The organism is Candidatus Bathyarchaeia archaeon, from assembly GCA_038873195.1.
GTDB lineage: Archaea > Thermoproteota > Bathyarchaeia > Bathyarchaeales > Bathycorpusculaceae > DSLH01.
In genome coordinates this window covers 1,427,951-1,449,816 of record JAVZEV010000001.1, presented here as the reverse complement: position 1 = coordinate 1,449,816, position 21,866 = coordinate 1,427,951, and the positions used below count along the sequence as shown (strand labels likewise).

Sequence of the window (21,866 nt, the reverse complement as noted above, 5' to 3'; positions counted from 1 at the left end):
ACTTCGAATGGCTGAATCTTTGAAAGCTACTGCCAGACAATATTGGCTTGAAGGCTGCAACATTGTTTTGCTCAGAGGCAAGGAGCCATTGCATAAGTGGCAGAGGTGGCAAACTGAAAGGCAGAACGAGTTGGATTTTGAGGCCTTGCCCTGGGCTGAAGCTGACAGTTTTGCCATAATCTGCGGACAACAACTGCACAATGAGCTATATGTTGGAGCCATAGACTTTGATGTTAAAAATTTGCCACTTGAAGTGGTTGAAAAAGGCAGGCAGATTCTGAAACATTTATCAATAACACAGATGGAAGAGACCCCTTCAGGTGGACAGCATTATATTTATTTCAGCCATGCTAAGCCAAAGACTATTTCGGCATATCATAATGATTGTGCTTTGGAAATTCTTGGAGAAGGAAAACTCTGCATCATGGCTCCAAGTCAAGGCTACAGAAAACTAAATGACAACATGCCAACGGAAGTTGAAGATTTGGAAGCCTTGTTTTATTCGGCTTTGGAAAAAGCTGGAGTTAAAGTTGAAAAGCCAGCCAAGCTTTGGTTTGACAGTGAAGAGTTAAGTGGCAAGCCTTATAGGGGCAAAGACCCGCCTTGCATCCAAGCATTGCTCAAAGGAACTCAGGAAGGCTTGCGTAATGAGTTTGGTATTAGGTTGGCAAGCTATTTCATAAACTTCAAGCAGTATCAGCCTAAAACTGTTCGAGAAGACATTTTAAAAAGTTGGAATAGGCTGAATACTCCACAGTTACCTTGGAAAGAAGTGGATGACATAGTTAAGTCGGCAATTCAAGGCAAATACGTTTATGGTTGTACAGACCCAATTTTGAAAAGCCAATGTGACCGTGAAAAGTGTCCAATAGCTCCTAAACAAATAGCCAAGCTGTTAACTCATGAAGAGAAGGAAAAGGCTGAAAGGCTGCTGGTTGACCCTAAGCTCTTGGATTATATTTTGCAATTTGGGAGACGTAGACTTATTGGAGAAGACAATACTTTGTTGACAAACTTTGTCACTATATGCAGTGGGCAAACCAAATATCCTTTAAGCAGCATCTTGACTGGTTTTAGTGGAAGTGGCAAAAACGAATCCATCAGAGCAATTAAGCCTCTAATTCCCCATGAATGGCTTTTCGAGTTTACAACCAGCACTCCAGAAGCTGTCAAATATATCCCGGAAGAGTTTGCCGGCACTTTGGTTATTTATGAAATTGCAGGCATGGAATCCAAAACTGGCACGCTAGGCTTGCGTAGTGTTGGAGAGGGAGAAAGCATCGAAACCATTTTCCCGATGAGGGATGAAGAGACCGGTAGGATGATGCTTGGAAGACATAAGACCAACGCCAGAAACTTCATTACGACAGAAAGCGACATTGATATTCATGCAGATTTGTATCGCAGAGTTTTAAAGTTGAGCCTGAACCATTCAGACGTTTTGACTAGGCGTGTTCTGGCTAAGAAGCTTAGGGATTCCATGCTGCCTGAAGGGCTACGTAAAAAGCTTGGTTTAGATGTCGGCAATAAAATTCCATATTCAGAGAAAGATTTTCAAAGTGCTTTGAGGCTGCTCGACTGGAATGTGGAAGTTGTCCTTTTTCCGCCAACCAGCCTTCTGCAACTTGAAAAACTAGCCATAAAGAAAGAGCAGAAAGTAGCCCTGCGAAGCCAGATTGAAAGAATCTTGAATTTTATTCGAGTATTGGCTATTATCCACCAGAGGCAGAGAGCCTATATTGAAGATAAAGAGGATGGCTCGAAGTTTGTTATTGCGAACGTTGAAGATTTGGAAAGAGCCATGAAAATATTAGCTTCAAGCATAATTGAAACAGTGAGCAGGTTGGAGAAAAGGCAAAGTGAAGCCTTAGAGCTTATGGAAAACAGTAACGAAGAGTTCTGGGATAAAAACAAGTTGGCTGAAAGGCTTGGAGTATCTGCTCGGACAGCATCTAGAATCTTGAAGACGTTAGCGAACCAAGGGTATTTGAAGGAGGTTCAGACAACCAAACCCTATTCTTACAGTCTGGCTGAAACTGGAGAAAAGCCTAAACAACTTGCCCTATTAGAAAAGGCGAACGAATACAAGCTGTTTTACGAGAAGGAGCTTGAAGCTTTCTTAACGAGCATCGTGACAACTTGCCAAACCATGCACGTGAGAAGGACGGCTTCGGATGTTGTGCAGGATACTGAAATTACCGCTAAAAACAAGCGAAATTCAGCTAAAACTGATTCCACAGAAACAACTCATCCTCCCTCTCCCCCCAAATGGCAAAGTGTCCAGGTGCCAACTGAGCCGATTACAAGCTCTCCTATGCATAACAGCCGAGAATTGTTTGCCTATTCTGAAAGGGCAATAGAAAACAAGCTCTCTGATCCTAAGCCAGAGAGGCTACTTGAATGCCAGATTTGCAAAGAGGTTGGCAAGCCAATGTTTTTCTTTACTCTTGAGGATTTGAAAAGTCATGTTAAGGCGTTTCATGGCGGTTATCCTGATCATATGAGGTCAAAATGAACATGAAAGAGGAAGCTTGCAGACGTGCTATAATCTGTAAACTCGACAAGGAACTTAAACGTCTCCAGGGCTTGCTGGGTCTTGAATGCAATTTTCAAGTTTGTTGGCAGCCTGACCTCTATAAGGGGGTTGCAGGAGAATTTAAAGATGGAGTTATCTACATTTATGAGACGGATGAGAATAGGGCTGTTGAGGTTTTGCGCCATGAGCTGGTGGATTATCTGCTTACTACTAGGCTTGTTAAACCGTTGGTAGGCTTGATTAACTTGCTTATTAAGTGTAGGGAAAGCGAGATTTACCGAGAAAAGGAGAGACTTGTAAACATGTTTTGTAAGCTTTTGGATCCCTTGGAAGCTTAAAGGCTCTTTTTGATTAGAATTTTCCCGCTTGGAAGAATCGCTTGAACATCCCACCCTTGGGCTAAAAACTTTTCAAGCTCGTTTTCGTTTACAATTTTTTTCGGGTCATTATTTAAGTTTTGATTTTCTATGTTAAGCTTCGTTATGCCGAGGCTTTCCCGTATTATTTGGCTTAAGGCTTCCTCTTCGCTTATTTCAGGTATTTCCTTCTTCAGTTGAGCGATTCTTATTTCTATGCCCTCTATTCCGAGGCTTTTTGCAAAAGCCTTTATGGCTTCAATTTTAGCCTCATCCTTCCACCTTTTCATGTCAACACTTTCCGTAAAGATTGTTAAGTGAGGCATACACCGTAAATAGTCTATGGCTCTCTCCTCTTCAGGCCTCTTATAATACGTTTTCAAATAGCTGCCATGGCCCATTAAGGCATGGGCTGCTGTCTCGCCTATTACACCCACAACCCTTGAAAAGAAGAACTTTCTAAAGCTATGGGGATGCAGCTTACGCCTGCCAGTCACCGTTTTTTCTTTCGCTTTTCCAAGCCCAGCCTTTTCAATACACTCAGTTATCGTCCGCCAAGCGCGGTCCTCGCTCATATGACGGCTTTCATCTGCTTCTGAAGGGAAAACCCAAACTTCAGGAACGCCTATCCTATCGCCTAAATATTGGCGGAGATATTCAGCAGCCTCGTCGCTGATATAGGTTATTCGACCTTCTCCAGTTTTGCTTGCCACTTTCGGCGAAAGCCTAACCTTAACAGGTCTGCTGTTAAAATCAATGTCTTCAACCTTAAGCTTAATGGCTTCGCCAAGCCTCATTCCGCTGCTGGCCAAAACAAGAATCAAAGCCTTAGTCCTCAATTTTCCCCAAACAAGAATCCGCCGCAACTCCTCCACAGTCGGCGCCCTATCATCAGGCTCCTCAACCCTCGGCAAGCCAACCTTCACACGAAAAGCAGTCTCATCCCATTTCGCATCGTTATAAGCGAAATACTGCTTAACCCTAGTCACATATCCATTAATAGAATGCGAGCTTAAACCAGCTTTATCCAATTCCGAAACAAACCTGTCAAAAACCTTGTAAACATCCAACTCGCCTCGCTTAACCCTGTCAATAACAGCCTCCACGGGCTCGCCGAAAACCTTATCAAAAGCTTTCAAAGCCATCTCAGCCGCATGCCGACTATTAACAGAATGGCTACGCCTAAAAACCCTATCTAGCCAAGCCTTCCTGCGCGCATCCAAACCAAACACCAAAACACAATTAGCACATGCAAACTATTAAAATTTACGGATAACACGCGGAAAAGGCGCGGGGTGCGGGATTTGAACCCGCGCGGACGATTTACGCCCACAGGCTTAGCAGGCCTGCCCCCTACCAGGCTAGGGCAACCCCGCACTGTTTTGGTTTTGCATGGTTTTCTATGGTGTTTGTTGTTTATTTACATTTTCTGAGGTTTGGAAGGTGAGGGTTGTGGATGTGCGTGTGTTGGTAAGGTTTTTAGCTTCTTTAGGCTATTGTTGGACTGGTGAGTGGTGTTTGTCTTCGTTGAGTGACTTGGTTACGCGAACCAGCAATATGCTTAGGTTGGGTGCTTCTAGGCAGGTTTTGGATTATGAGCAGCGTTTTTCTTCTCTCAAAGGTCTTTATGACAGTTTGCTTTCAAACCTCGTGATAACTGACTTAAATCCGAGAGAGGCGTGCAAAACAGCTGAAGAATTTTTCGGCGCTTCGAAGGTTCGTTTTGCTGGTATAGATGGTACGATGTATTCGCGTCCGTTGTTTGATTTGGTGATTTTCTTTGGCGGTGCTTATGCTTCTACGGGTATGATAACTTTTTCTGAAAAGGACAAGCCCAAGGTGGAGTATGATGAGCGGACGGTTCAGCATGGCGCTGGCATTTCAAGCGTTGTGCCTGTTTATGTTAATGAGGTTCCAGATATAGATCAGGCGTTTTTTGAGGCGAGACAGCCGGATGAGGTTAACTTGGGTAGATTGTTGACGGATGAGTCGATAATTAATAATGCTACGATTGCGAATTGGATTATGACTTTTGCTGAGTATTATCTTGCTTACAAGTTTGCTACTGATTTGGAGCGTGAGGTTCGCATTATTTTTTTGGATAGGAGTTTGTCTGTTGAGCGTGCGAGTTTGCTTTATGATACTTCCCGAAGTGATTTGTGGAAGGCGAAAAGCAGCATCATTGGATACGAGGTTGACGGCGAACCCTTTGATGTTAATGATTTGACTATCGCGCGCCAGTGGGTTTGTAATCAGGCTTTGGGTTTGCCTCCATCGCGAGCTGATTATTTGCGTTATGCAGTGATTGATTTAGCTAAGCGAAAAGGAGCTTTAACTGTTAGGCAGGTTTTGGCGGAGTTTGGAATAAGTGATGAGAAAAGAGCAAAAAGGGTGGAGAGATGCGTTAGACATCTTGTTGAAAGGGGAATATTCAGCGAGAAGCATGGAAATTACGTTTTGAATTCGAAGTATGTGACTACGTGGGAACGTGTTAGAAAGCTTGTGACAAGTCTTGGTGACCGTTTCTTTTTTGCTAAAGCAGCGGAGACGGAGACTGCTAATTTGATGAAGATTATGAAGGGTGGTAAGGAGTATTGGTTGACGACTCTTGATATTGCGTTTTTGACGCTTTTTACTTTGCATTTGCTTATGGAGGAATGCTGGAAAAGGCGCATTTTGCTTATTGGCATTACGAAGGATACGGCTGCGAGAGATTTCAAAAGGCAGTTGATTCCAATAATGCAGAATGAGGGTTTATTGAAAACGAGTGTTTCGCGGGAAGTTTTTGATAAGTTGCCAAACACTGACCGTATGATATTGCAGTCTGCGAGCATTTTTAACTCGGAGAAGGTTAAGCCGCCATGGAGCTTAATCGAGTATGATTCTGCTTTTAGAACGATGGTTTCGGATAGGCAGAATCGTAAGGGTTTCGTTTGTGGCGCGATAAAGAATAAGATTGGGTTGGAGAAAGTTTTTGTTAAGACTTATGTGCAGTTGAGTCAAGCTAAAACTGATCCTTTGTTGCGGAGTAATGTGTTGCTTGTTGACCGTTTGGTTTATCCGGAATATGATTATAAGCCTGAGAGTGTTGTGCGGTTTTGGAATGAGCTTAGTGATGGTACGAGGGAGCCTTTGGAGGTTATTTTGTTTAGGGATAAGGGTGTGCCGAATAGGTTGCAGGGTTTGGTTTTGAGTATTTTGGCGGTTATGGCGCCTTCGAGTATTCCTGAAGCTTTTGGGCATAATAAGGCGTTGTTTGTTGCTGATAAGATTGCGAAGTGGAATTATGGGCAGTTTAAGTGTGTGGTGGATACTACTGCGGATTGGATATTGAATAATCATAGGTTGAGGAGGTTCATTTTTTACATGAGCACGTTTAGGGAGAGAAGAGCGTCAATAGAAGCGGCGAGAAGAGAGCAAGGTTAATATGCGCGTGTTCTGTTGCAGTGGCAGGTTGGTATGCCCCTTCTATGGTACAATCTTCGGTTCTAATTCTTCCTTTGCACTACAATGACACGCTGCTTCTTTGAAGATATTTGTAAGAAATATAGGTTCGAAGATTGCACTAAGAACCATAAGCAGTACAAACACATCGAGTACAGAAGCGCAATACTTATATTCGACTACCCCTAATTAACCTATGGGTAGTATTATGGGAATCACAAAATCGGTGGCCTTCATTGGAGTCATTGTGGGCGTGTTAACTATTGTTCTCTATGGGTTTCTACTAAGTCACGCAATACTTGGTTTTTCCGTTGCAGAATCACCTGAAGATAAAAAAATGATGATAATGAGGGCAGAGACTATCTACATATTTGAAAACGGAACAAGAATACACATGGGACCTTTCGAGATCCCTTGTCATATAGATGGAGCAACTGAAGGTGGCTTGGTCGTAGTGCCTGACTATCCTATTCCTTCTTTATCTGCTGAACAGTTAAAAGATTCTGATCCACAGTAGGACGACGGACATGGACTGGTCAGCCACCTCGAACATGGATCTATCTCAGAGCAGATTTTGGTTACACTTTCTCTGCGATTCCCTTCGTATCGATAGGCACGATATATTCGTATTCGGACTACGGACATATCGAAGATAGAGATAACCCTCATACTGCCATAGGGATATACACTAGTTACTTCTAGTATCGTGTACAGCCCGGTGATCAAGGCTACGCAGGCGTTGATTTCATAGCCACTGGTTGATTTTGTCCTTCTTTTTATACTCTTAGGATAACTTAAATCTACGTTTCAAGTATGGCAAGCCTAGTTCTAAAATTATTCCAGTCGTTTGGTTACAACCCCAAAAGAGTATAGGATATTTTTAGGAGAGAGGTGGTCATATTAATGATAATGTGAAAAATATTTCAATTCTAAAATATACCTTGAATTTCTGGTTATAACTTGAGTATAATGCGCTTCTGTATTGGACGGGAATAGCTTAAATTGAAAAGGTAATCTATACACATCATAATTTCAGAGGCGAACAATGTCTTGAATGCGCAGAAAGAAAACAGGTTGAACACGTTTTGCTTTACAGATTTTGACGGTAGGTTTCACGCGAGACTGGCGGCAGTGGTTCCGAGATATTTTGGTGCCACTGAAGAGTCGAAGCTTGCTGGCACAAGCGCACGTTATCAATGCCGCGTCAAAGTTGAATACCAAAAGGATTTGATGGGCTTGCTAGAGGAAGGAATGCTTTTGGCTGTTAAGAATTTTAAGCAAACTGGTCAAGGCGAAGAGCGTTTTACGCTCATGGAGATTAGCCGCGTTTGGCCAGAACATTTCGGCTTGCGTGGTTTATCTGACCATGGCTACTATCCAATGCAGTTTGAGATTATTGAGCAGTCCGAAGAAGATTGGCAGACGGACGACAAGTCTACGATGATGATTCAGATAGACGCGATACCAATAAATTATGATTTAATTTTGAATGAGAAATGCGATTTCCAGTTTGTTAAGGGCTTCTCTTACCCAGTTGTTGGAAGCCAAGTCTACATATTAAACAGTGAAATGATAAATCGCATGTATAACCAAAAAATAGCTCAAGCTTTCGGCATTGACCCGTCCAAGACTGTGCAAGACGCGAGAGTCGACCCGAGGCTTGGATTGATAAAAATGTTCCAGGCAAGCGAAACCGTGATTCCCATTTACGTGGACTTTGAAAAGCTTGTGCGTTATCATTTTGGCGTTTTTGCTTTCACAGGTGGCGGAAAAAGCAATTTGATGTCGAACATTCTGCGAAGGATTCTGTTGCACACAAGCGACACGAAAGTTTTAGTTTTTGACATAAGCTGTGAATACGTGTTCTTGCTTTTGGATTTGCTTGCCGACCCAGCTTTTCCAGCAAAAGTTATCATGGAAAACAAGATTGAATCTTTAGAGCAGTTTTTCAACTCTGTTGTGAAGCCGAGAGAGTATGAGACAGACGAGCGAATCAAAACGGGATTACAGCAGATAATGGAGCAAGGCAAACTCGCATATTACAGAAGACCAAGACGCAAAGTTCCAACATACAGCCAGTTCATGGACGAGCTAAACGAGCAAAGAAGAGGCGCATCAGACAAGCCAAACTACATTAACGCTATTGACGAAATTCACGACGCAATTTTAGCGTACATGGAAGAACACGCAGCCATGGAGAATCAGGAAGTAACCGAAGACTTCGTCAACTATATCGACGAAGTTGCAAGAGCCAAAGTTGAAGAGTTCAAAGTTCACGAAAAAAGCGGATTATACGCTTGGGGAACAACAAGAAACATGCTCATCGACAGAATAAGAAGGAAAGATGAAATTGAGGAGACAGACACGGGCGGTTTAGCGATTGAAAAAATCAGAGATTTGCTAGAAGACAAGAAGACAAGGCTTGTTTGCATCTCAATTGCCGACCCCTACACAATAAAAGATTTAGTGTTAACCCTAACGCAAGATTTGCTTGTTCGCAGAAAACGCCGATTCCAAGTCAAACCCTACATACTGCTCGTTTTCGACGAGGCACAAGAGTTTATCCCAAGCAACGCATCAGGCATAGAAGCCAAATGCTCCGTGCATGTTGAGACTTTGCTTAGACAAGGCAGAAAATATGGTTTGGGCGCATGCATAGCCACACAACGTGTTGCTTATCTGAACACAAACGCACTACAACAGCTCCACACCTATTTTGTGGGCACTTTGCCACGTCCATACGACCGCCAAGTAATAAGCGAAACCTTCATGCTAGACAAAGGCATACTTGAGAAGACTTTAGAATTCGCACCAGGCGAATGGCTCTTGTCAAGCTACATCGCTACTGGCATGGAAAACGTGCCCATATTCATAAAAGCAGACAACGCAGAAAACGAAATAGAAAAATACCTGAAAGAAAACGCCTAAATGAGATTGCTCAACTTTATTCTTTTGTTTTTTCTCCTCTTATGAAAAGGTAAGTTTTGTATGGTTTGAAGCCGACTTTTGAGTAAACATGGACGGCTGGGGCATTATCGCTTAACACGTGAATCAACGCTGTGGATGACGTTTTCAAGATTTCTTTCAATAGCGCAGAGACTATGGATGTTGCGTAACCCATATTTCTGTATTGTTCGTGCGTAGCCACTATGCCAATATTGCATCCAAAATCTGTCAACCGAGTACTGCCAACTGAAACAATTTTGCCGTCACGTTTTATTCCCAGCCACAACGCGTCTTCCATCATTTTCTTCTGCATCTCAGCTGTTATGTCGCCCCACCATTCAGGATTCGTACTTCGCATTAAATCCGCGATTTCCTCTGCATCCTCAACCGTGAGCCTCTCGGGTTCATGTCCAACTTGAATGTGTTCTTCCCCTTCCAGTAAACGCATCAACATCATCTCAACCCGAAAAGTAAGCTTATACTTTCTAAGCACCAAATCTTCGCATTCCAAAGGCGCTTGCAACTCAACCTTGTCCAAGTCAAGACTGCCTAAAAGTGTCTTAACAGCTTCACGGTTGCCTCTCAGTTGGACAATTGCGTCTCTGTAAATCAGCATTAGTCCTTCAACATTTTCGCCTTCTATTGCCATCAAAATTCTAGTTTGGTCTCTGCGTTGTTTCCAGTCGAAAATAAAGAAATAGTAATTCGCTGGGTCTTGGTTAACATGGCTCCAGAAAACTTTTTCACAACTCTCGTTTAGAGGCACAATTCTCAATACTGTTTTCTCCAATCATACTATTACGAAAAGAAAGAGAAAATTAAGGTTTACATTCCGCATTTTTTAAGTAGGCGTTTCCACCGTTCATCTGTTACTCGCTGGATTTCCTCGGTTAATTTCTCAAATTTCGGCGTGAACAAATGTCTAAATCGTCCCTGCACCTGCAAATACTCCTTGACCGGCTTCTTCTTTTGCGGAGCCAAAGCGAAAACTTTGCTCGGCGTTGAAAGCTGATACTCGCCGTTTACGGCTTCCCACAACGGAAATATGCATGTTTCCACAGCCAAACGTGAAAGCTCAATCGACTTAGCTGGGTCGCTTCTCCATCCACGTGGGCAAGGCGCAAACACATGCAAAAACGCTGGTCCATTCACTTCCAAGCCCTTTCTGACCTTCACAAGCAAGTCGCGCCAATAGTAAGGCGAAGCCGTTGCCACATAAGGCATGTCATGAGCCACCATAATATCTGCAATGGGTTTTTTATGCTCTAACTTGCCGGGAATAACTGTGCCGGCTGGCGAAGTGGTTGTTGAAGCGCCTAATGGTGTTCCTCCACTGCGCTGTATGCCAGTGTTCATGTAAGCCTCATTATCATAGAGCACATAGAGAAAGTCATGTCCTCTTTCAACTGCGCCAGAAAGCGCTTGTATGCCAATGTCGTAGGTACCGCCGTCTCCAGCCAAGGCAATAACGTCCACATGCTCATGCTTACTTCTACCCTTCTTCTTCAAAATCTTCAATGCAGCTTCAATTCCCGAAGCGTTCGCAGCAGCATTCTCAAAAGCCGTGTGCAGCCATGGAATAGCCCAAGAAGTGTACGGATAAATTGACGAAACAACCTCCATACACCCAGTCGCATTAGTAACTATCGTGGGTCCTCTAACCGCTTTCATTATTAACCTCAAAACAGTTGCTGGTCCACAACCCGCGCATGCTCTGTGTCCTGACAGGAACAGGTCTGGTTTTTCAGCGATGTCTTTTGCGGTGAATTTCCATTCAGCTTCTGTTTGCATCTTTTCATCTCCTCCTATTCCCTTAATCCCAAATACTGCACGCGTGTTTCAACGCGTTTTATTCGCAGAATCTTCTGTAAATCCTCGTAAATCTTGCGAATTTGCATTGGGCTTGTGTCTCTTCCGCCTAAACCATAAATGTAATTTACAATGTAAGGATGCTTGTCCGCGTCATAAAGTGCATGGCGAACTTCATGGAAAACTGGTCCGCCGTTTCCGCCGAAACTCATGCTTCTGTCCATCACAGCCACCGCCTTCGCATTTTTCAACGTGTCAACTATTCTTTCAACGGGTAATGGTCGGAAAGTGCGAATTCTAAGCAGTCCAGCCTTGACGCCTTCCGCTCTCAACTCGTCCACAACAGCTTTCACAGTGCCCGCCGTAGAGCCTAAACAGACAATAGCTACTTCCGCATCCTCAACATAGTACGCATCAACCAGTCCATCTCCGTAGCTTCTGCCACTAATCTCAGCGTACTCTTTGTTTACGTCTTGGATTACTTTCAAAGCGTTTTTCATAGCTTCTTCCTGTTGCCGCTTAAACTCAAAATAGTAATTCGGCAACGCTATCGGACCCATACTCGTTGGGTTGTCTGGGTCAAGCTTAAAGGGAACAGTTCTGCCCTCGTGATTCGTGACGTTGATGAACTTGCGGGTCCCAACAAACCTTTTAACCGCATCGTCCGAAAGCACATGCACATTTTCTAATGTGTGACTTAACGTGAAACCGTCCAAACCCACAATAACAGGTAAAAGCACATCGGTGTTCTCAGCTATCTTAAACGCTTGAATAACCGAATCATACGCTTCCTGCGCGTTTTCAACGTATATTTGTATCCATCCGCTGTCACGTTCCGTCATAGTGTCAGAGTGGTCGCCGTGAATATTCAACGGCGCAGACAAGGCTCTGTTCGCAATCGCCATGACCACGGGCGCGCGGCATCCTGAAGTCACAAAGAGCATTTCATGCATCAAAGCCAAACCAGCGGAAGCGCTGGCTGTGAAAGCTCTTGCACCGGTTACTGATGCTGCCAAGCAAGCAGTTAAAGCGCTGTGTTCGGATTCTGTACACACAAATTCGGTTTCCACTTCGCCGTTCGCAACGTACTCGCTGAATCTTTCCACGATAATGGTCTGTGGAGTTATTGGGTAAGCTGCTACAACGTCAACGTCTGACTGCTTAGCAGCGAAAGCGACTGCTTCGTCTCCGTTTAAGGCTAAAACTTCCTGTTTAACAACACTTTTCATTTTGTCATACACCTTCCCTATTCAAGTTTCATCTCTATCGCTTTGGCTGGGCACTCGTTAGCGCATATTCCGCAGCCTTTGCAAAAGTTATAGTCAAATTCTATGTCTCCTTTTTCAGGCTTCCAGTGTATTGCGCCGTCAGGACAGAAAAGCACGCATAATAAGCATCGAGTGCACTTTTCCAAATCTCTCACTGGCTTGTAAGTTTTCCAGTCTCCAGTCAAAAATTGAGTGCTAGATTTCCAGCACACGCCTGCCGGCGAAATTTCTTTCCAACTTTTCTCTTTTGCGGTCACTCTGATTTTACCTCCTCATAAGCTTCTTTTATGACTGCAAAATTTTTCTCGGCAAGGTCTTTTCTGAAGCGTTCTTTAACGACTTTTTCAATGCTTTCTAATTTGACAATTTCCGTAATGCGTGCCACGGCTCCGAGCATGGCTGTGTTGCCTATGGGCATTCCCAAAATTTTTATTGCTATTTCTGTTGCGGGGACAGCCCACACCTTACCTTTATTGGAGTTGAGTATTTTTCTAATTTCTGTTGGAGCGTCTTTCGAGTTAACTATGATTGTTCCTTCTTCGCTTAGTCCTTCAGTGACCGGGACAGTTTTCAGTAGTGTTGGGTCGATTACGGCTACTATGTCTGGATTGTAAACTGCACAGTGAATCTTTATTGGTTCAGTGCTTATTCTTGTAAACGCTGTGACTGGCGCGCCCATTCTTTCTGGACCAAACTCAGGAAAAGATTGAATGTATTTTCCTTCATGAATAGCCGCACGTGCCAGTAATTCGCTTGCTGTCCATGCTCCTTGGCCGCCTCTTCCGTGCCATCTAACTTCCATGATTTTTTTCAATTTTTTTGTTCTCTCCATTGGTCTTTCAGCTTAATTGGGAAGTCTAACATATACCTTTTTCTCAGCAGGTAACTGAAATGGAACATGGTAATGAGTTGTTGATAATCATGCAAAGTTAGGCTGTTACCATAAGCATTAAGTAGAAAGTGCGTCAAAATTTAAATCTCTAAAATTTGGAATTAAAATATTTGGAGCCGACGGCGATTTGTCAAAGAGACAAGCAGACAATGGCAAAATAATATTGACCGCTGACCGAACCTTGATGAGTGATTACCATAAAAACATATTCTTAGGGTTCGGAACATGTGCTCCACCAAACTTTCTTCCCGACTGGTTTTACAGTTGGCTCTTTTTCCCGCCGATTAAGACAAAAAAAGGCATTCCCGAAGCTGCGCCGTATGGCTTGCGGAAGGTTGAGGCTCAACTTTTAAGCGAAGGTTTTGATGTTTTGACAGTGTCGCCGTTGCACGTGGGCGAGTACATTGACGAAGCGAAGGTTTTAGGAATTCATGTGATGGACCCATTTGGATTGGGTCCAGCTTCAACCACTTTCGCTTTTGTTTTGAAAAAAGAACCGTATCTTGCACAGCATTTTCGCGCGTTGTTGGCTACCCCGGAAATTAGAGAAGCCAAAAAACGTGGGTTAAAGATTATTGTTGGCGGTCAAGGTGTTTGGCAGTTTTTGCATCGTCCAAAGTTCGTTGAAGAGTATGGGATAGACTGCATAATTTCTGGTGAAGCTGAAAAAGTTGTTGGGAAAATCTTTAGGGCTGCCTTGAATGATGAGCCGCTTCCTAAATATTATGAATCTACTGTTGAAGAAACGCCGAGTCTTGATGAGATACCCGATATTATGAAGCCTTCAGTTGATGGTTTAGTGGAAATTGGTCGTGGATGTTGCCGAGGATGCCAATTCTGCAGTGTGACTTTGCGTCCTTTACGTTGGTACCCAATTGAGAAGGTACTGCGCGAGATAGATGTGAACATGGAAAGTGGCTACACGAAAGGCGTGGCGCTTCATGCGGAGGACGTTATGCTTTACGGCTCCAAAAACACTATTCCAAACGATGAAAAACTTATAGAGCTTCATGAAGTGATTGCCAAAAAATGCGAGGGTGTGGGTTGGAGTCACTGTTCGCTTGCTGCAGTGGCGGCTAAACCGAAGCTTCTGTCGAAAATTTCTGAAATTATTCTGCAGAAGCAGGCGTGGTGGGGTGCTGAGGTAGGGATAGAGACGGGTTCTGGAAGACTTGCTAAGAAAATTATGCCCGCGAAAGCACATCCGTTCAAGCCGGAAGAGTGGCCGGAAGTTGTGCGTACTGGTATGGGGTTGATGCATGATAATAAGCTGGTTCCGGCGTGCACGCTTATTGTGGGTTCTCCGGAAGAAACTGAGGACGACTTGGTTAAAACCGTGGAGCTGATGGATGACCTCAAAGGGGTTAGAAGTTTGATTGTACCGTTGTTTTTTGTGCCTATGGGTAGGTTGAAGAATGAGGATTGGTTTAAGGAGACGGAGATGACGGAGCTGCACAAAGAGCTTTTGCTTAAGTGTTTGAATCATGGCTTGTACTGGATAAACGAGTTAATTGACATGTCGTTTACTGATAAATGGTATAGGCGTGTAATTCGGCATTTCTACAGACTTTTTGCGGGAGTAGTCAAGTATAAAGTGAGAAAGGCTGGAATAGTTTAGAAGCCATTTCATAACTAGACTTAAATACGACTACAAAACCAAAATTCTTAAACGCTCGTGTTTGCCGCCGTAGCTCAGTTCGGTAGAGCGGCTGGCTGTTAACCAGTCGGTCGTAGGTTCAAGTCCTACCGGCGGCGCTTTCAAAATTGCCTTTTGATGAAATGTTGCTTGACAAAAAAGTGAAGATTAGGGTGTTGGTGGAGGCGGCGGTGGCGGTGGTGGAGGCTGAGGCGGCTGTTCTTGTGGAGCTGGAGCGGGAGCAGCTGGAGCTACTGGAGGCTTTCTCTTGCGTAAAATTATAGCTGCAGCAACTATTACCACAACTATGACTACTATGATGACTATCCAAATCCACCAGTCCAAGCCTAAGAAGCCGGGACCAAACAACCCGGTACTCCACATGTTAGTCTCTGCTGGAGTAATTGTATAGGTATAACCACCATATGAGGTGCTTGTTTCTAACAGTACTCCGGTCGCTTGGTCCCAATATACTTGTCCAGTCCATCCAGAGTACGGGTCAGTAGCAGTGGCGTAAATCGCTGTCCTACCATGTCGAGTTGTTATGCCTTGCACAGTAGTGCCTTCCCCTGGAATCGCTTGTCCAGTGTCTAGGTTTGCTGGAATTATGAAACCGCTCATGGTACCGTAACCTGTTGCAATATCAAGCGTGAAATCTAGTTGTTGTAATTGTTGACCAGACATTCCTACAGCATAAGTTCCAGTAACTTGTGTTCCGCTAACGCTTTGAATTGTTATTTTAATCCAACCTTGAACGGTTTGTCCTCCGCCAGACATGGTGAAGTTATATTTTATCCAGTCTCCGCTTTTGACGCCTACCGTGTATTGTGCCATCGCAGAACTGCCCATCGACAAGTAGAAGGCGACCAACACAAAAAGCAAGACTTTTGCGTTAAAATTCTTCATAATTTCATCTCTACTGCAAACAGTGGGCACATTACCTTTTTATAATTTATGCAAACCCTAGAACATGGTTAAACAGGAAAAAGCAGTCACAAAAGACATGCTCGTCGGAATGCAAGTCATAGACGCGGAAGGACACATAATCGGAACAGTAAAAGATGTCGCTTTTATGGTTGGAAAAATGGGCATATCATTATACGTGGAAGGCAAGAAAGGAGGCGAAAGCCGAAACATCACATGGGAAGAAGTCCAAGCAGTCGGCGACTTCATAATATTAAAACCAGAACAACCCCAAGAAGCTCCTCCCATTCAGCAAGCCCCACAGGTTTGCCCAACATGTAAAGGTCCGCTCACCTTTGTTCCGCAATATCAGCGTTGGTACTGCTACAAATGCAAAAAGTATGCATAAACTCCTTTTTATTTGTAACTAACTGCTATTTCTCTGCAAATTGCTAATTCTAGGATTAAGTTGACTCGTAGGATGTATGCAATTTATCGAAAATAGACGTTTCAGCGTCTTGCATCTGGGTTCTTGCAGCAGGCGCACTAATGACTAGTGGACGTTTTTGTATGTGTTTGTATCCGCATCCGCACTCAAAACCAATTATCTTATTTCTTCGCCTAATTTCTCTCCATTTTCTAGAACTACACTGACCGATTTGTTTGTGTATTTTCCAAAGCATTCTTGCTTCGGTGTGGGTTATTGGCGCGTAGTGTTTTGCAGAAGTGAAGTACCATGTGGCGTATATAACGAAGCATGTCCATAACGAGAATAAGAGTATTTCAATCAGGCTGAACATGTTTTTTCCTCACGCGCATTTCTGTTCTACACATATACTTTATGTCTGTTTGCAGACATATCTAACTTGAGAATATTATCTCTTACGATATAAGTATTATCTCAAATTCCGAATACCCAAACACCAACACTAAAACTGTTGAAGAACATCCTTCTTCTCCATAATATAACCACAATAATGACACTTCAAAAGCAAAGGCTCCTCACACTCTACATAAAACTTAGCTTGAACAGGCTCATTACTATTACTTATGCAAGCCGGGTTAGCACATTTAACAATATTCTCGATGAGCTTTGGCAACTTAACCTCAAACTTTTTAACAACACCATAGTCACGAATAATATTAATAGTCGCATGAGGCGCCAACAAAGCAATCTTATGCAGTTCCTGGGGCTTCAACTCTCTACCCTCAATCTTAACAATATCCTTCGTTTTTAGACGTTTACTCGGCACATTAACTGCAATAGTAAGCGTCCCCTTCTCCTTCCCAGTAATCCCCAAAATCTTAACAACATCCAACGCGTGACCGCCAGTAATATGGTCAATAACAGTGCCATCCTTAATTTTAGAAACACGCAATTCCATTTCGCTCACACGAATTCCCCCTTAAACAAGGCTATACAGAGAATGCACATAAAAGATTTTAACTTTTGCACTCGCACAAATGGGCATTCGCTTTGCTCATAAAAAGTTATTTAGGAGTTACGTAGATTTGTTCTGGGTGTGAGATTGGAGTTCCAAGGCAGAGACATAATCTCAATAAAAGATTTTTCGCGAGAAGAAATTGACTATATCCTAAAAATTGCACAAGCCATGGAGCCCATAGCCGCCAAAGGCTCAGACATGCTCAAAGGCAAAATCCTAGCCACACTGTTCTTCGAACCAAGCACACGCACACGCCTAAGCTTCGAAGCAGCAATGCACAAACTCGGCGGCTCAACAATTGGCTTCGCAGAAGCCGAAATTGCATCCGTCAAAAAAGGCGAAAACCTCGCAGACACCATACGCACAGTTGAAAATTACGCAGACGTAATCGCCGTGAGACATCCGCTTGAAGGCGCGGCAAGACTCGCAGCAGAATTCGCAAAAATCCCAGTAATCAACGGTGGCAGCGGCGCAGAAGAACACCCAACACAAGCTCTTCTAGACCTATACACGATAAAGAAAGAAAAAGGAAAAATTGACGGATTAAAAATCGCCTTTGTAGGCGACCTCCGATACGGAAGAACAGTTCACTCCTTAGCATACGCACTCTCACTCTACAACATTGAATTATACCTAATTTCGCCTGAAACTCTAAAAATGCGCAGAGAAGTTCTACAAACAATAAAAGAAAGAATACCCGTAACAGAAAAAACCGGACTAGAAAAAATAATCCCACAGGTAGACGTTCTCTACGTCACACGAATACAAAAAGAACGCTTCCCAGATCCAGCTGAATACGCCAAAGTTAAAGGCTCCTACAAAATAGACTTAAAAACACTAAGCGATGCAAAAAAAGATCTAATAATTCTGCACCCGCTTCCACGAGTAGACGAAATAGCCTCGGAAGTGGACAACACCTCTTACGCACGATATTTCCAACAAGTCTGGAACGGTATAGTCGCCAGAATGGCACTTCTAGCCTTAATATTAGGCGCCGTAAAGTAACAATTGCCTATTCCTTCAAGAATTTATACTGCCGCAAACTGGTCAAAGAACGCTAATGTGCTTACTGCTCCGCAAGAGGGACATTTCTGCAATTTTCCAAACCAGCTTCTTTTGCAGTTGACGCAATAAGTTAGTTTGCGATTATACGTGAAAAATTCTAAACTGCCGCTTTCAAAAATCTGCTTAGTTAAAGCCATAAGAGCTTCCGGTTTATGCTCGGCTTCTCCAAGCTCTATTACCGAAAAATATCCACCAGCATCGAACAATTTGCTAAGTTTCTCTTCAACCTTCAAAAATGTCGGAAGAACTTCATCGTCTTTAAGAATCAACTTACCAACCGTGGAGTAAAACGGCTTTTCTCGCGTTCCAGAAAAGCGCACTTTTGCAACACCATACCTCTCAATATCCAACTGGGCAAACCTTTCAGAAGCTTCAAAACTCGGCAACGCAGCCAAAAAAACATTTTTGTCATGCTTTCTTCCAATCTTGTTTATATACTCTGAGGCTTGTTGTATTACTTCCTCAGCAAACGCCAAACTTTTCTCGTCTTCATAAACACTCTTCCCAGAGAATATCTCAGCAGATTCTTTCAATCCTACCATGTTTATTATGCGGGAACAATTTTCAAGCCTAAAATACTGGTCCCCATTAACTTCTTGAGAGAGAAACGGAAGCAAACCCCCACCATGCTGCTTGAGCGTTCTATACTTAATCTCCAAAGCGCGAACTGCCATCTCCAACCGTTCTTTGAAAATTTCCAGAAACTTCGTCTTATCCTTTCCAGACTCAACCACTATCCGTGGAAGATTAACTCCAACCCTTCCAAGACAACCGGTACGCAGAGTTTCAATTTCCCAATCTCCACATGCATCGGTTTTGAGAGTAAATCCAGAAGAAGAAAAAACAGAATCGCGTTTGTTTTCTCCTAAAAGATTAGCAAAGTAAAGCATGCTTTTTTCTGAAGCTAATTGATGTGCCTTTAAAAGCATCGCTTTTACTTTTTCATTAACAAACGCTTCCTTACGCACTTCCAAAATTATCGCGGGATTAAGCAGAGGCTTACGCAGGCTTTCTTCAATAAGTATTTCAAGGATAAATGAAGCTAAAAGTTGGCTTTCATCAACAAAATCTCCATATTTGCCTAACACTTTTCCATCAGAGCCGAGAACTTGTTTTCCTGCCATAAAATCTGGGACGGTAAGCTCCAAACCTAAAGACGCTTTTACATGCTGATTTACTTGGAGAATAAATGAACGTAAAGCCTCCTTAACCTCTGTAGGCTTTGTACCCTTTACAAATGGCGCCAAAAAAACATTAAAATAATCGAGAGTTTGCATCGCATCTACTTCTCTGGCAGAATGCAAAAGAACATTAAACGTAGTCGACAAAGCCGATTCCAAACTATTAGGAGGCTGTAAAGAAGACTTGAAAACGTTTATTCTTTCCAAGTTTAAGCCATGCTGCAGAAAAAATCGCAAATCATGCATAACTTCACTTGGCTTCAAAATCCAAGAACCCAAACCTTCCACAAAGATTGAACCAGACAAATGCGCGTCTGCAACATCTCTTGGAAACATGTTCAAAAGCATATACTCTCTTAAAATTGTCTCTCCCAATTTTTCGCTCACAGAACCCATTTGCTGACCAGTTTCTTTTCCCTCTAACAAGCTGGCAACATCATACACTGGAAGACCCAAACGCGTAAGCTTGTGTCGATACTCCTCTAAACCTTTCTCTATTAAAACCGCATTCACAACCTCCCTCACGAGTGGAGCAGTCAAATACTTAATCTTCGATTTCAACAACCGCTTTTCAGCTTCTTTCGCCACCTTCTGCGCCAGTTCAGCGGGCATTTTCGCTTCTTTAATAAGAGAGTTTGCAATCTTGTTTGCGTCAAACTCTTCCAATGCAAAACGCGAAGTGCGTATAAGCATGCTTTTTGGTTTTATGGCTTTCTTTTCAATCCTATCCGCAACATCAATAACCATCTTGCCAAGCTCAGTTAAACAATACTTCTTCGCCTCCACATCCGCCTCAATCAAATCCGCCCTAAGCAGAAACTTCAAATGATAAGCAAACCTCCCCGCATCCCTAGTAGGATTCATCTTCAAAGAACTCATCAACTCAGTATAAGAAAGAGGACCCCTATCAAAAAGCAAATTCAAAATCTGCAACCTAAGAGACGAAGAAACCGCTTTAAGTATTTTTACTCCCCGCACACGATGTGGAATCGACAAGTCTGCGTTAGCCTCCCCAAAGTGGTAAAGTAATATTACGAAGCGAGGGTTTAAAGGTTAAGGAAGACTTTATTTTAATGTTTTAAATGTAAAGATGAGCATGCAAGGGGCTGTCGGCTAGCTTGGTCTAGGCTTGGAGACTCGGGCTCTCTAGACCCCGGTTCAAATCCGGGCAGCCCCACTAAGAAAATCTCAACTAAATGGGCTTGGTCGTCTTTCTAAGGTTATCGTGACATTTTCTGTGGCGTTGGCTCTTACGATTGTGATGATTAGATTATCGCCTGGTAGCGTGTTTTCTTCCAAATAGCTTGCGAGGTCGTCGCCGTTTTTGATGCGGGTCATATTCATCGCGATTATTGTGTCGTTGGCTTGTAGTTTTCCATCCGATGGGCCACCCGGTATGACTTCGGCTATTAGCCATCCGTAGGTTACGTTTATGCCCATTTTTTGGCTTGTTTCGTAGTTCATGTCTGTTCCTCTCACGCCTAAGTAGGAGTGCCCGTCATAGGTACCGTTAGTTACTAGCGAGTAAATTTCTCGAAGGATAGTGTTTGATGGGATGGCGAAGCCTAAGCCTTGAGACTCTGCGACTATTGCGGTTGTTATTCCGATAACCTTGCCGTTATAATTCAATAGTGGACCCCCTGAGTTTCCGGGGTTTATAGGCGCGCTTGTCTGTATTATGTTTGCTATGCCGAAGCCGCCGGTGTATTCCTCGGTTATTGTCCTTCCCAGAGCGCTTATCACTCCCGTGGTCATTGATCCAACTAAGCCGTAGGGGTTTCCTATTGCTATGACTGGGTCGCCGACTTTTAGTGTTGAGGAGCTTACGATTTCGATGGGTTTGAATTCTTCCTGTGGAGCGTCAACCAATAGAACAGCTAAATCCGCGTACGGGTCTGTTCCGTTTACTTCAGCCGCGTAGCCGTTTCCGTTCGAAAACGTTACGCTCACGCTTATTGTGCCATGGACAACGTGGTAATTCGTTATTACAACAGGCAAACCAGAGAAGTTATAGACAAACCCTGAACCTTGTACACTTCCTGAACCTGTTGTTCCACGCACTAAAACAACAGAATCTTTTACGCGTTCATAAATTTCTGTTAAAACCGTGGCGTTTTGATAAATTGTAATATTTTGGTAAGTTACGTTCTGGAAACCCCACAGTTTGGAGACTTGATTTTTGAGATTTGCAATGTCATTATTTAGATTCTCAACTTGCTGGTAGGCTATTAGGTAAGTCGCTAGTCCGCCAGCAATCAATCCCACAATAAGCATTAGCAGTACGAATGTTAAAGAAAACCTTACACCACTTTCGCTGGAAATGCTCAACTGTTTCACCTCTTTTAAACGATAACCGAATGTATTGCAGAAAAATAAAAGTTCCGC

19 protein-coding genes and 3 tRNA genes are annotated in these 21,866 nt (G+C 43.2%); 10 read left to right on the top strand and 12 right to left on the bottom strand.

The window, feature by feature from the left end; all coding sequences use genetic code 11:
* Window positions 1–7 precede the first annotated feature (7 nt).
* The gene (locus tag QXW63_08075; GenBank protein MEM3461847.1) at window positions 8–2,515 is read left to right on the top strand and encodes a hypothetical protein; all 2,508 of its coding nucleotides are present in this window, start codon (window positions 8–10) and stop codon (window positions 2,513–2,515) included.
* Window positions 2,512–2,874: a hypothetical protein gene (locus tag QXW63_08070; protein MEM3461846.1), complete on the top strand. Its 363-nt coding sequence runs from the start codon at window positions 2,512–2,514 to the stop codon at window positions 2,872–2,874. The genes QXW63_08075 and QXW63_08070 overlap by 4 nt, the downstream gene beginning before the upstream one ends.
* Here QXW63_08070 and QXW63_08065 read toward each other — a convergent pair.
* Together QXW63_08065 and QXW63_08060 are read right to left on the bottom strand one after the other, a co-directional pair.
* Window positions 2,871–4,115, bottom strand: coding sequence for a site-specific integrase (locus QXW63_08065; GenBank protein ID MEM3461845.1), 1,245 nt, complete (start codon window positions 4,113–4,115; stop codon window positions 2,871–2,873). The two genes, QXW63_08070 and QXW63_08065, sit on opposite strands and share 4 nt — an antisense overlap.
* Window positions 4,116–4,181: 66 nt before the next feature.
* Window positions 4,182–4,268 (bottom strand) — tRNA-Ser (locus tag QXW63_08060).
* A 142-nt stretch (window positions 4,269–4,410) separates the two neighbouring features.
* On the opposite strand from QXW63_08060, the gene QXW63_08055 reads away from it, so the two are divergent.
* From QXW63_08055 to QXW63_08045, 3 genes are all read left to right on the top strand, one after another.
* A complete protein-coding gene (locus tag QXW63_08055) occupies window positions 4,411–6,318 on the top strand; it encodes a hypothetical protein (protein ID MEM3461844.1) in 1,908 nt (635 codons plus the stop codon).
* A gap of 226 nt (window positions 6,319–6,544) precedes the next feature.
* The gene (locus QXW63_08050) at window positions 6,545–6,853 is read left to right on the top strand and encodes a hypothetical protein (protein ID MEM3461843.1); all 309 of its coding nucleotides are present in this window, start codon (window positions 6,545–6,547) and stop codon (window positions 6,851–6,853) included.
* A 533-nt stretch (window positions 6,854–7,386) separates the two neighbouring features.
* A complete protein-coding gene (locus QXW63_08045; protein MEM3461842.1) occupies window positions 7,387–9,264 on the top strand; it encodes an ATP-binding protein in 1,878 nt (625 codons plus the stop codon).
* Between the two features lie 16 nt (window positions 9,265–9,280).
* On the opposite strand, the gene QXW63_08040 is transcribed toward QXW63_08045, so the two are convergent.
* From QXW63_08040 to QXW63_08020, 5 genes are read right to left on the bottom strand one after another with little or no spacing between them, the layout of a single operon-like run.
* Complete coding sequence (locus QXW63_08040) at window positions 9,281–10,048, bottom strand: GNAT family N-acetyltransferase (protein ID MEM3461841.1); 768 nt, start codon at window positions 10,046–10,048, stop codon at window positions 9,281–9,283.
* 59 nt (window positions 10,049–10,107) lie between these two features.
* Window positions 10,108–11,073, bottom strand: coding sequence for a thiamine pyrophosphate-dependent enzyme (locus QXW63_08035; GenBank protein ID MEM3461840.1), 966 nt, complete (start codon window positions 11,071–11,073; stop codon window positions 10,108–10,110).
* Between the two features lie 14 nt (window positions 11,074–11,087).
* Window positions 11,088–12,320, bottom strand: coding sequence for a transketolase C-terminal domain-containing protein (locus QXW63_08030; protein MEM3461839.1), 1,233 nt, complete (start codon window positions 12,318–12,320; stop codon window positions 11,088–11,090).
* A 17-nt stretch (window positions 12,321–12,337) separates the two neighbouring features.
* The gene (locus QXW63_08025) at window positions 12,338–12,616 is read right to left on the bottom strand and encodes a 4Fe-4S binding protein (GenBank protein MEM3461838.1); all 279 of its coding nucleotides are present in this window, start codon (window positions 12,614–12,616) and stop codon (window positions 12,338–12,340) included.
* Window positions 12,613–13,164 (bottom strand): pyruvate ferredoxin oxidoreductase subunit gamma, encoded by a 552-nt coding sequence (locus tag QXW63_08020; protein ID MEM3461837.1) that lies wholly within the window; start codon window positions 13,162–13,164, stop codon window positions 12,613–12,615. The genes QXW63_08025 and QXW63_08020 overlap by 4 nt, the downstream gene beginning before the upstream one ends.
* Before the next feature lie 214 nt (window positions 13,165–13,378).
* On the opposite strand from QXW63_08020, the gene QXW63_08015 reads away from it, so the two are divergent.
* Both QXW63_08015 and QXW63_08010 read left to right on the top strand, forming a co-directional pair.
* Complete coding sequence (locus tag QXW63_08015; GenBank protein ID MEM3461836.1) at window positions 13,379–14,869, top strand: radical SAM protein; 1,491 nt, start codon at window positions 13,379–13,381, stop codon at window positions 14,867–14,869.
* A gap of 63 nt (window positions 14,870–14,932) precedes the next feature.
* Window positions 14,933–15,006 (top strand) — tRNA-Asn (locus tag QXW63_08010).
* 49 nt (window positions 15,007–15,055) lie between these two features.
* Here QXW63_08010 and QXW63_08005 read toward each other — a convergent pair.
* Entirely contained in the window at window positions 15,056–15,793 is a 738-nt protein-coding gene (locus tag QXW63_08005) for a hypothetical protein (GenBank protein ID MEM3461835.1), read from the bottom strand.
* A 64-nt stretch (window positions 15,794–15,857) separates the two neighbouring features.
* Here QXW63_08005 and QXW63_08000 point away from each other — a divergent pair, with 64 nt between their 5' ends.
* A complete protein-coding gene (locus tag QXW63_08000) occupies window positions 15,858–16,199 on the top strand; it encodes a PRC-barrel domain-containing protein (protein MEM3461834.1) in 342 nt (113 codons plus the stop codon).
* Window positions 16,200–16,254: 55 nt separating this feature from the next.
* Here the strand turns inward: QXW63_08000 and QXW63_07995 are convergent, their stop codons facing one another.
* Together QXW63_07995 and pyrI are read right to left on the bottom strand one after the other, a co-directional pair.
* The gene (locus QXW63_07995) at window positions 16,255–16,590 is read right to left on the bottom strand and encodes a hypothetical protein (protein MEM3461833.1); all 336 of its coding nucleotides are present in this window, start codon (window positions 16,588–16,590) and stop codon (window positions 16,255–16,257) included.
* A 129-nt stretch (window positions 16,591–16,719) separates the two neighbouring features.
* Window positions 16,720–17,175 (bottom strand): aspartate carbamoyltransferase regulatory subunit, encoded by a 456-nt coding sequence (gene pyrI / locus QXW63_07990; protein MEM3461832.1) that lies wholly within the window; start codon window positions 17,173–17,175, stop codon window positions 16,720–16,722.
* 144 nt (window positions 17,176–17,319) lie between these two features.
* Between pyrI and pyrB the strand changes: the two genes are divergently transcribed.
* Window positions 17,320–18,240, top strand: coding sequence for an aspartate carbamoyltransferase (pyrB, locus tag QXW63_07985; protein MEM3461831.1), 921 nt, complete (start codon window positions 17,320–17,322; stop codon window positions 18,238–18,240).
* 23 nt (window positions 18,241–18,263) lie between these two features.
* Here the strand turns inward: pyrB and nrdD are convergent, their stop codons facing one another.
* Window positions 18,264–20,477: an anaerobic ribonucleoside-triphosphate reductase gene (gene nrdD / locus QXW63_07980; protein MEM3461830.1), complete on the bottom strand. Its 2,214-nt coding sequence runs from the start codon at window positions 20,475–20,477 to the stop codon at window positions 18,264–18,266.
* 106 nt (window positions 20,478–20,583) lie between these two features.
* Between nrdD and QXW63_07975 the strand changes: the two genes are divergently transcribed.
* A tRNA-Pro gene (locus tag QXW63_07975) sits at window positions 20,584–20,658 on the top strand.
* An 11-nt stretch (window positions 20,659–20,669) separates the two neighbouring features.
* On the opposite strand, the gene QXW63_07970 is transcribed toward QXW63_07975, so the two are convergent.
* On the bottom strand, window positions 20,670–21,809 hold the full coding sequence (locus QXW63_07970; protein MEM3461829.1) for a trypsin-like peptidase domain-containing protein: 1,140 nt from the start codon (window positions 21,807–21,809) through the stop codon (window positions 20,670–20,672).
* Between the last annotated feature and the right edge of the window lie 57 nt (window positions 21,810–21,866).

Coding starts and splice junctions, on each gene's coding strand:
- QXW63_08075 (MEM3461847.1), top strand. CDS start 8: ATGGCTGAATCTTTGAAAGCTACTGCCAGACAATATTGGCTTGAAGGC.
- QXW63_08070 (MEM3461846.1), top strand. CDS start 2,512: ATGAACATGAAAGAGGAAGCTTGCAGACGTGCTATAATCTGTAAACTC.
- QXW63_08050 (MEM3461843.1), top strand. CDS start 6,545: ATGGGAATCACAAAATCGGTGGCCTTCATTGGAGTCATTGTGGGCGTG.
- QXW63_08035 (MEM3461840.1), bottom strand. CDS start 11,073: ATGCAAACAGAAGCTGAATGGAAATTCACCGCAAAAGACATCGCTGAA.
- QXW63_08030 (MEM3461839.1), bottom strand. CDS start 12,320: ATGAAAAGTGTTGTTAAACAGGAAGTTTTAGCCTTAAACGGAGACGAA.
- QXW63_08005 (MEM3461835.1), bottom strand. CDS start 15,793: ATGAAGAATTTTAACGCAAAAGTCTTGCTTTTTGTGTTGGTCGCCTTC.
- QXW63_08000 (MEM3461834.1), top strand. CDS start 15,858: ATGGTTAAACAGGAAAAAGCAGTCACAAAAGACATGCTCGTCGGAATG.
- QXW63_07995 (MEM3461833.1), bottom strand. CDS start 16,590: ATGTTCAGCCTGATTGAAATACTCTTATTCTCGTTATGGACATGCTTC.
- pyrI (MEM3461832.1), bottom strand. CDS start 17,175: ATGGAATTGCGTGTTTCTAAAATTAAGGATGGCACTGTTATTGACCAT.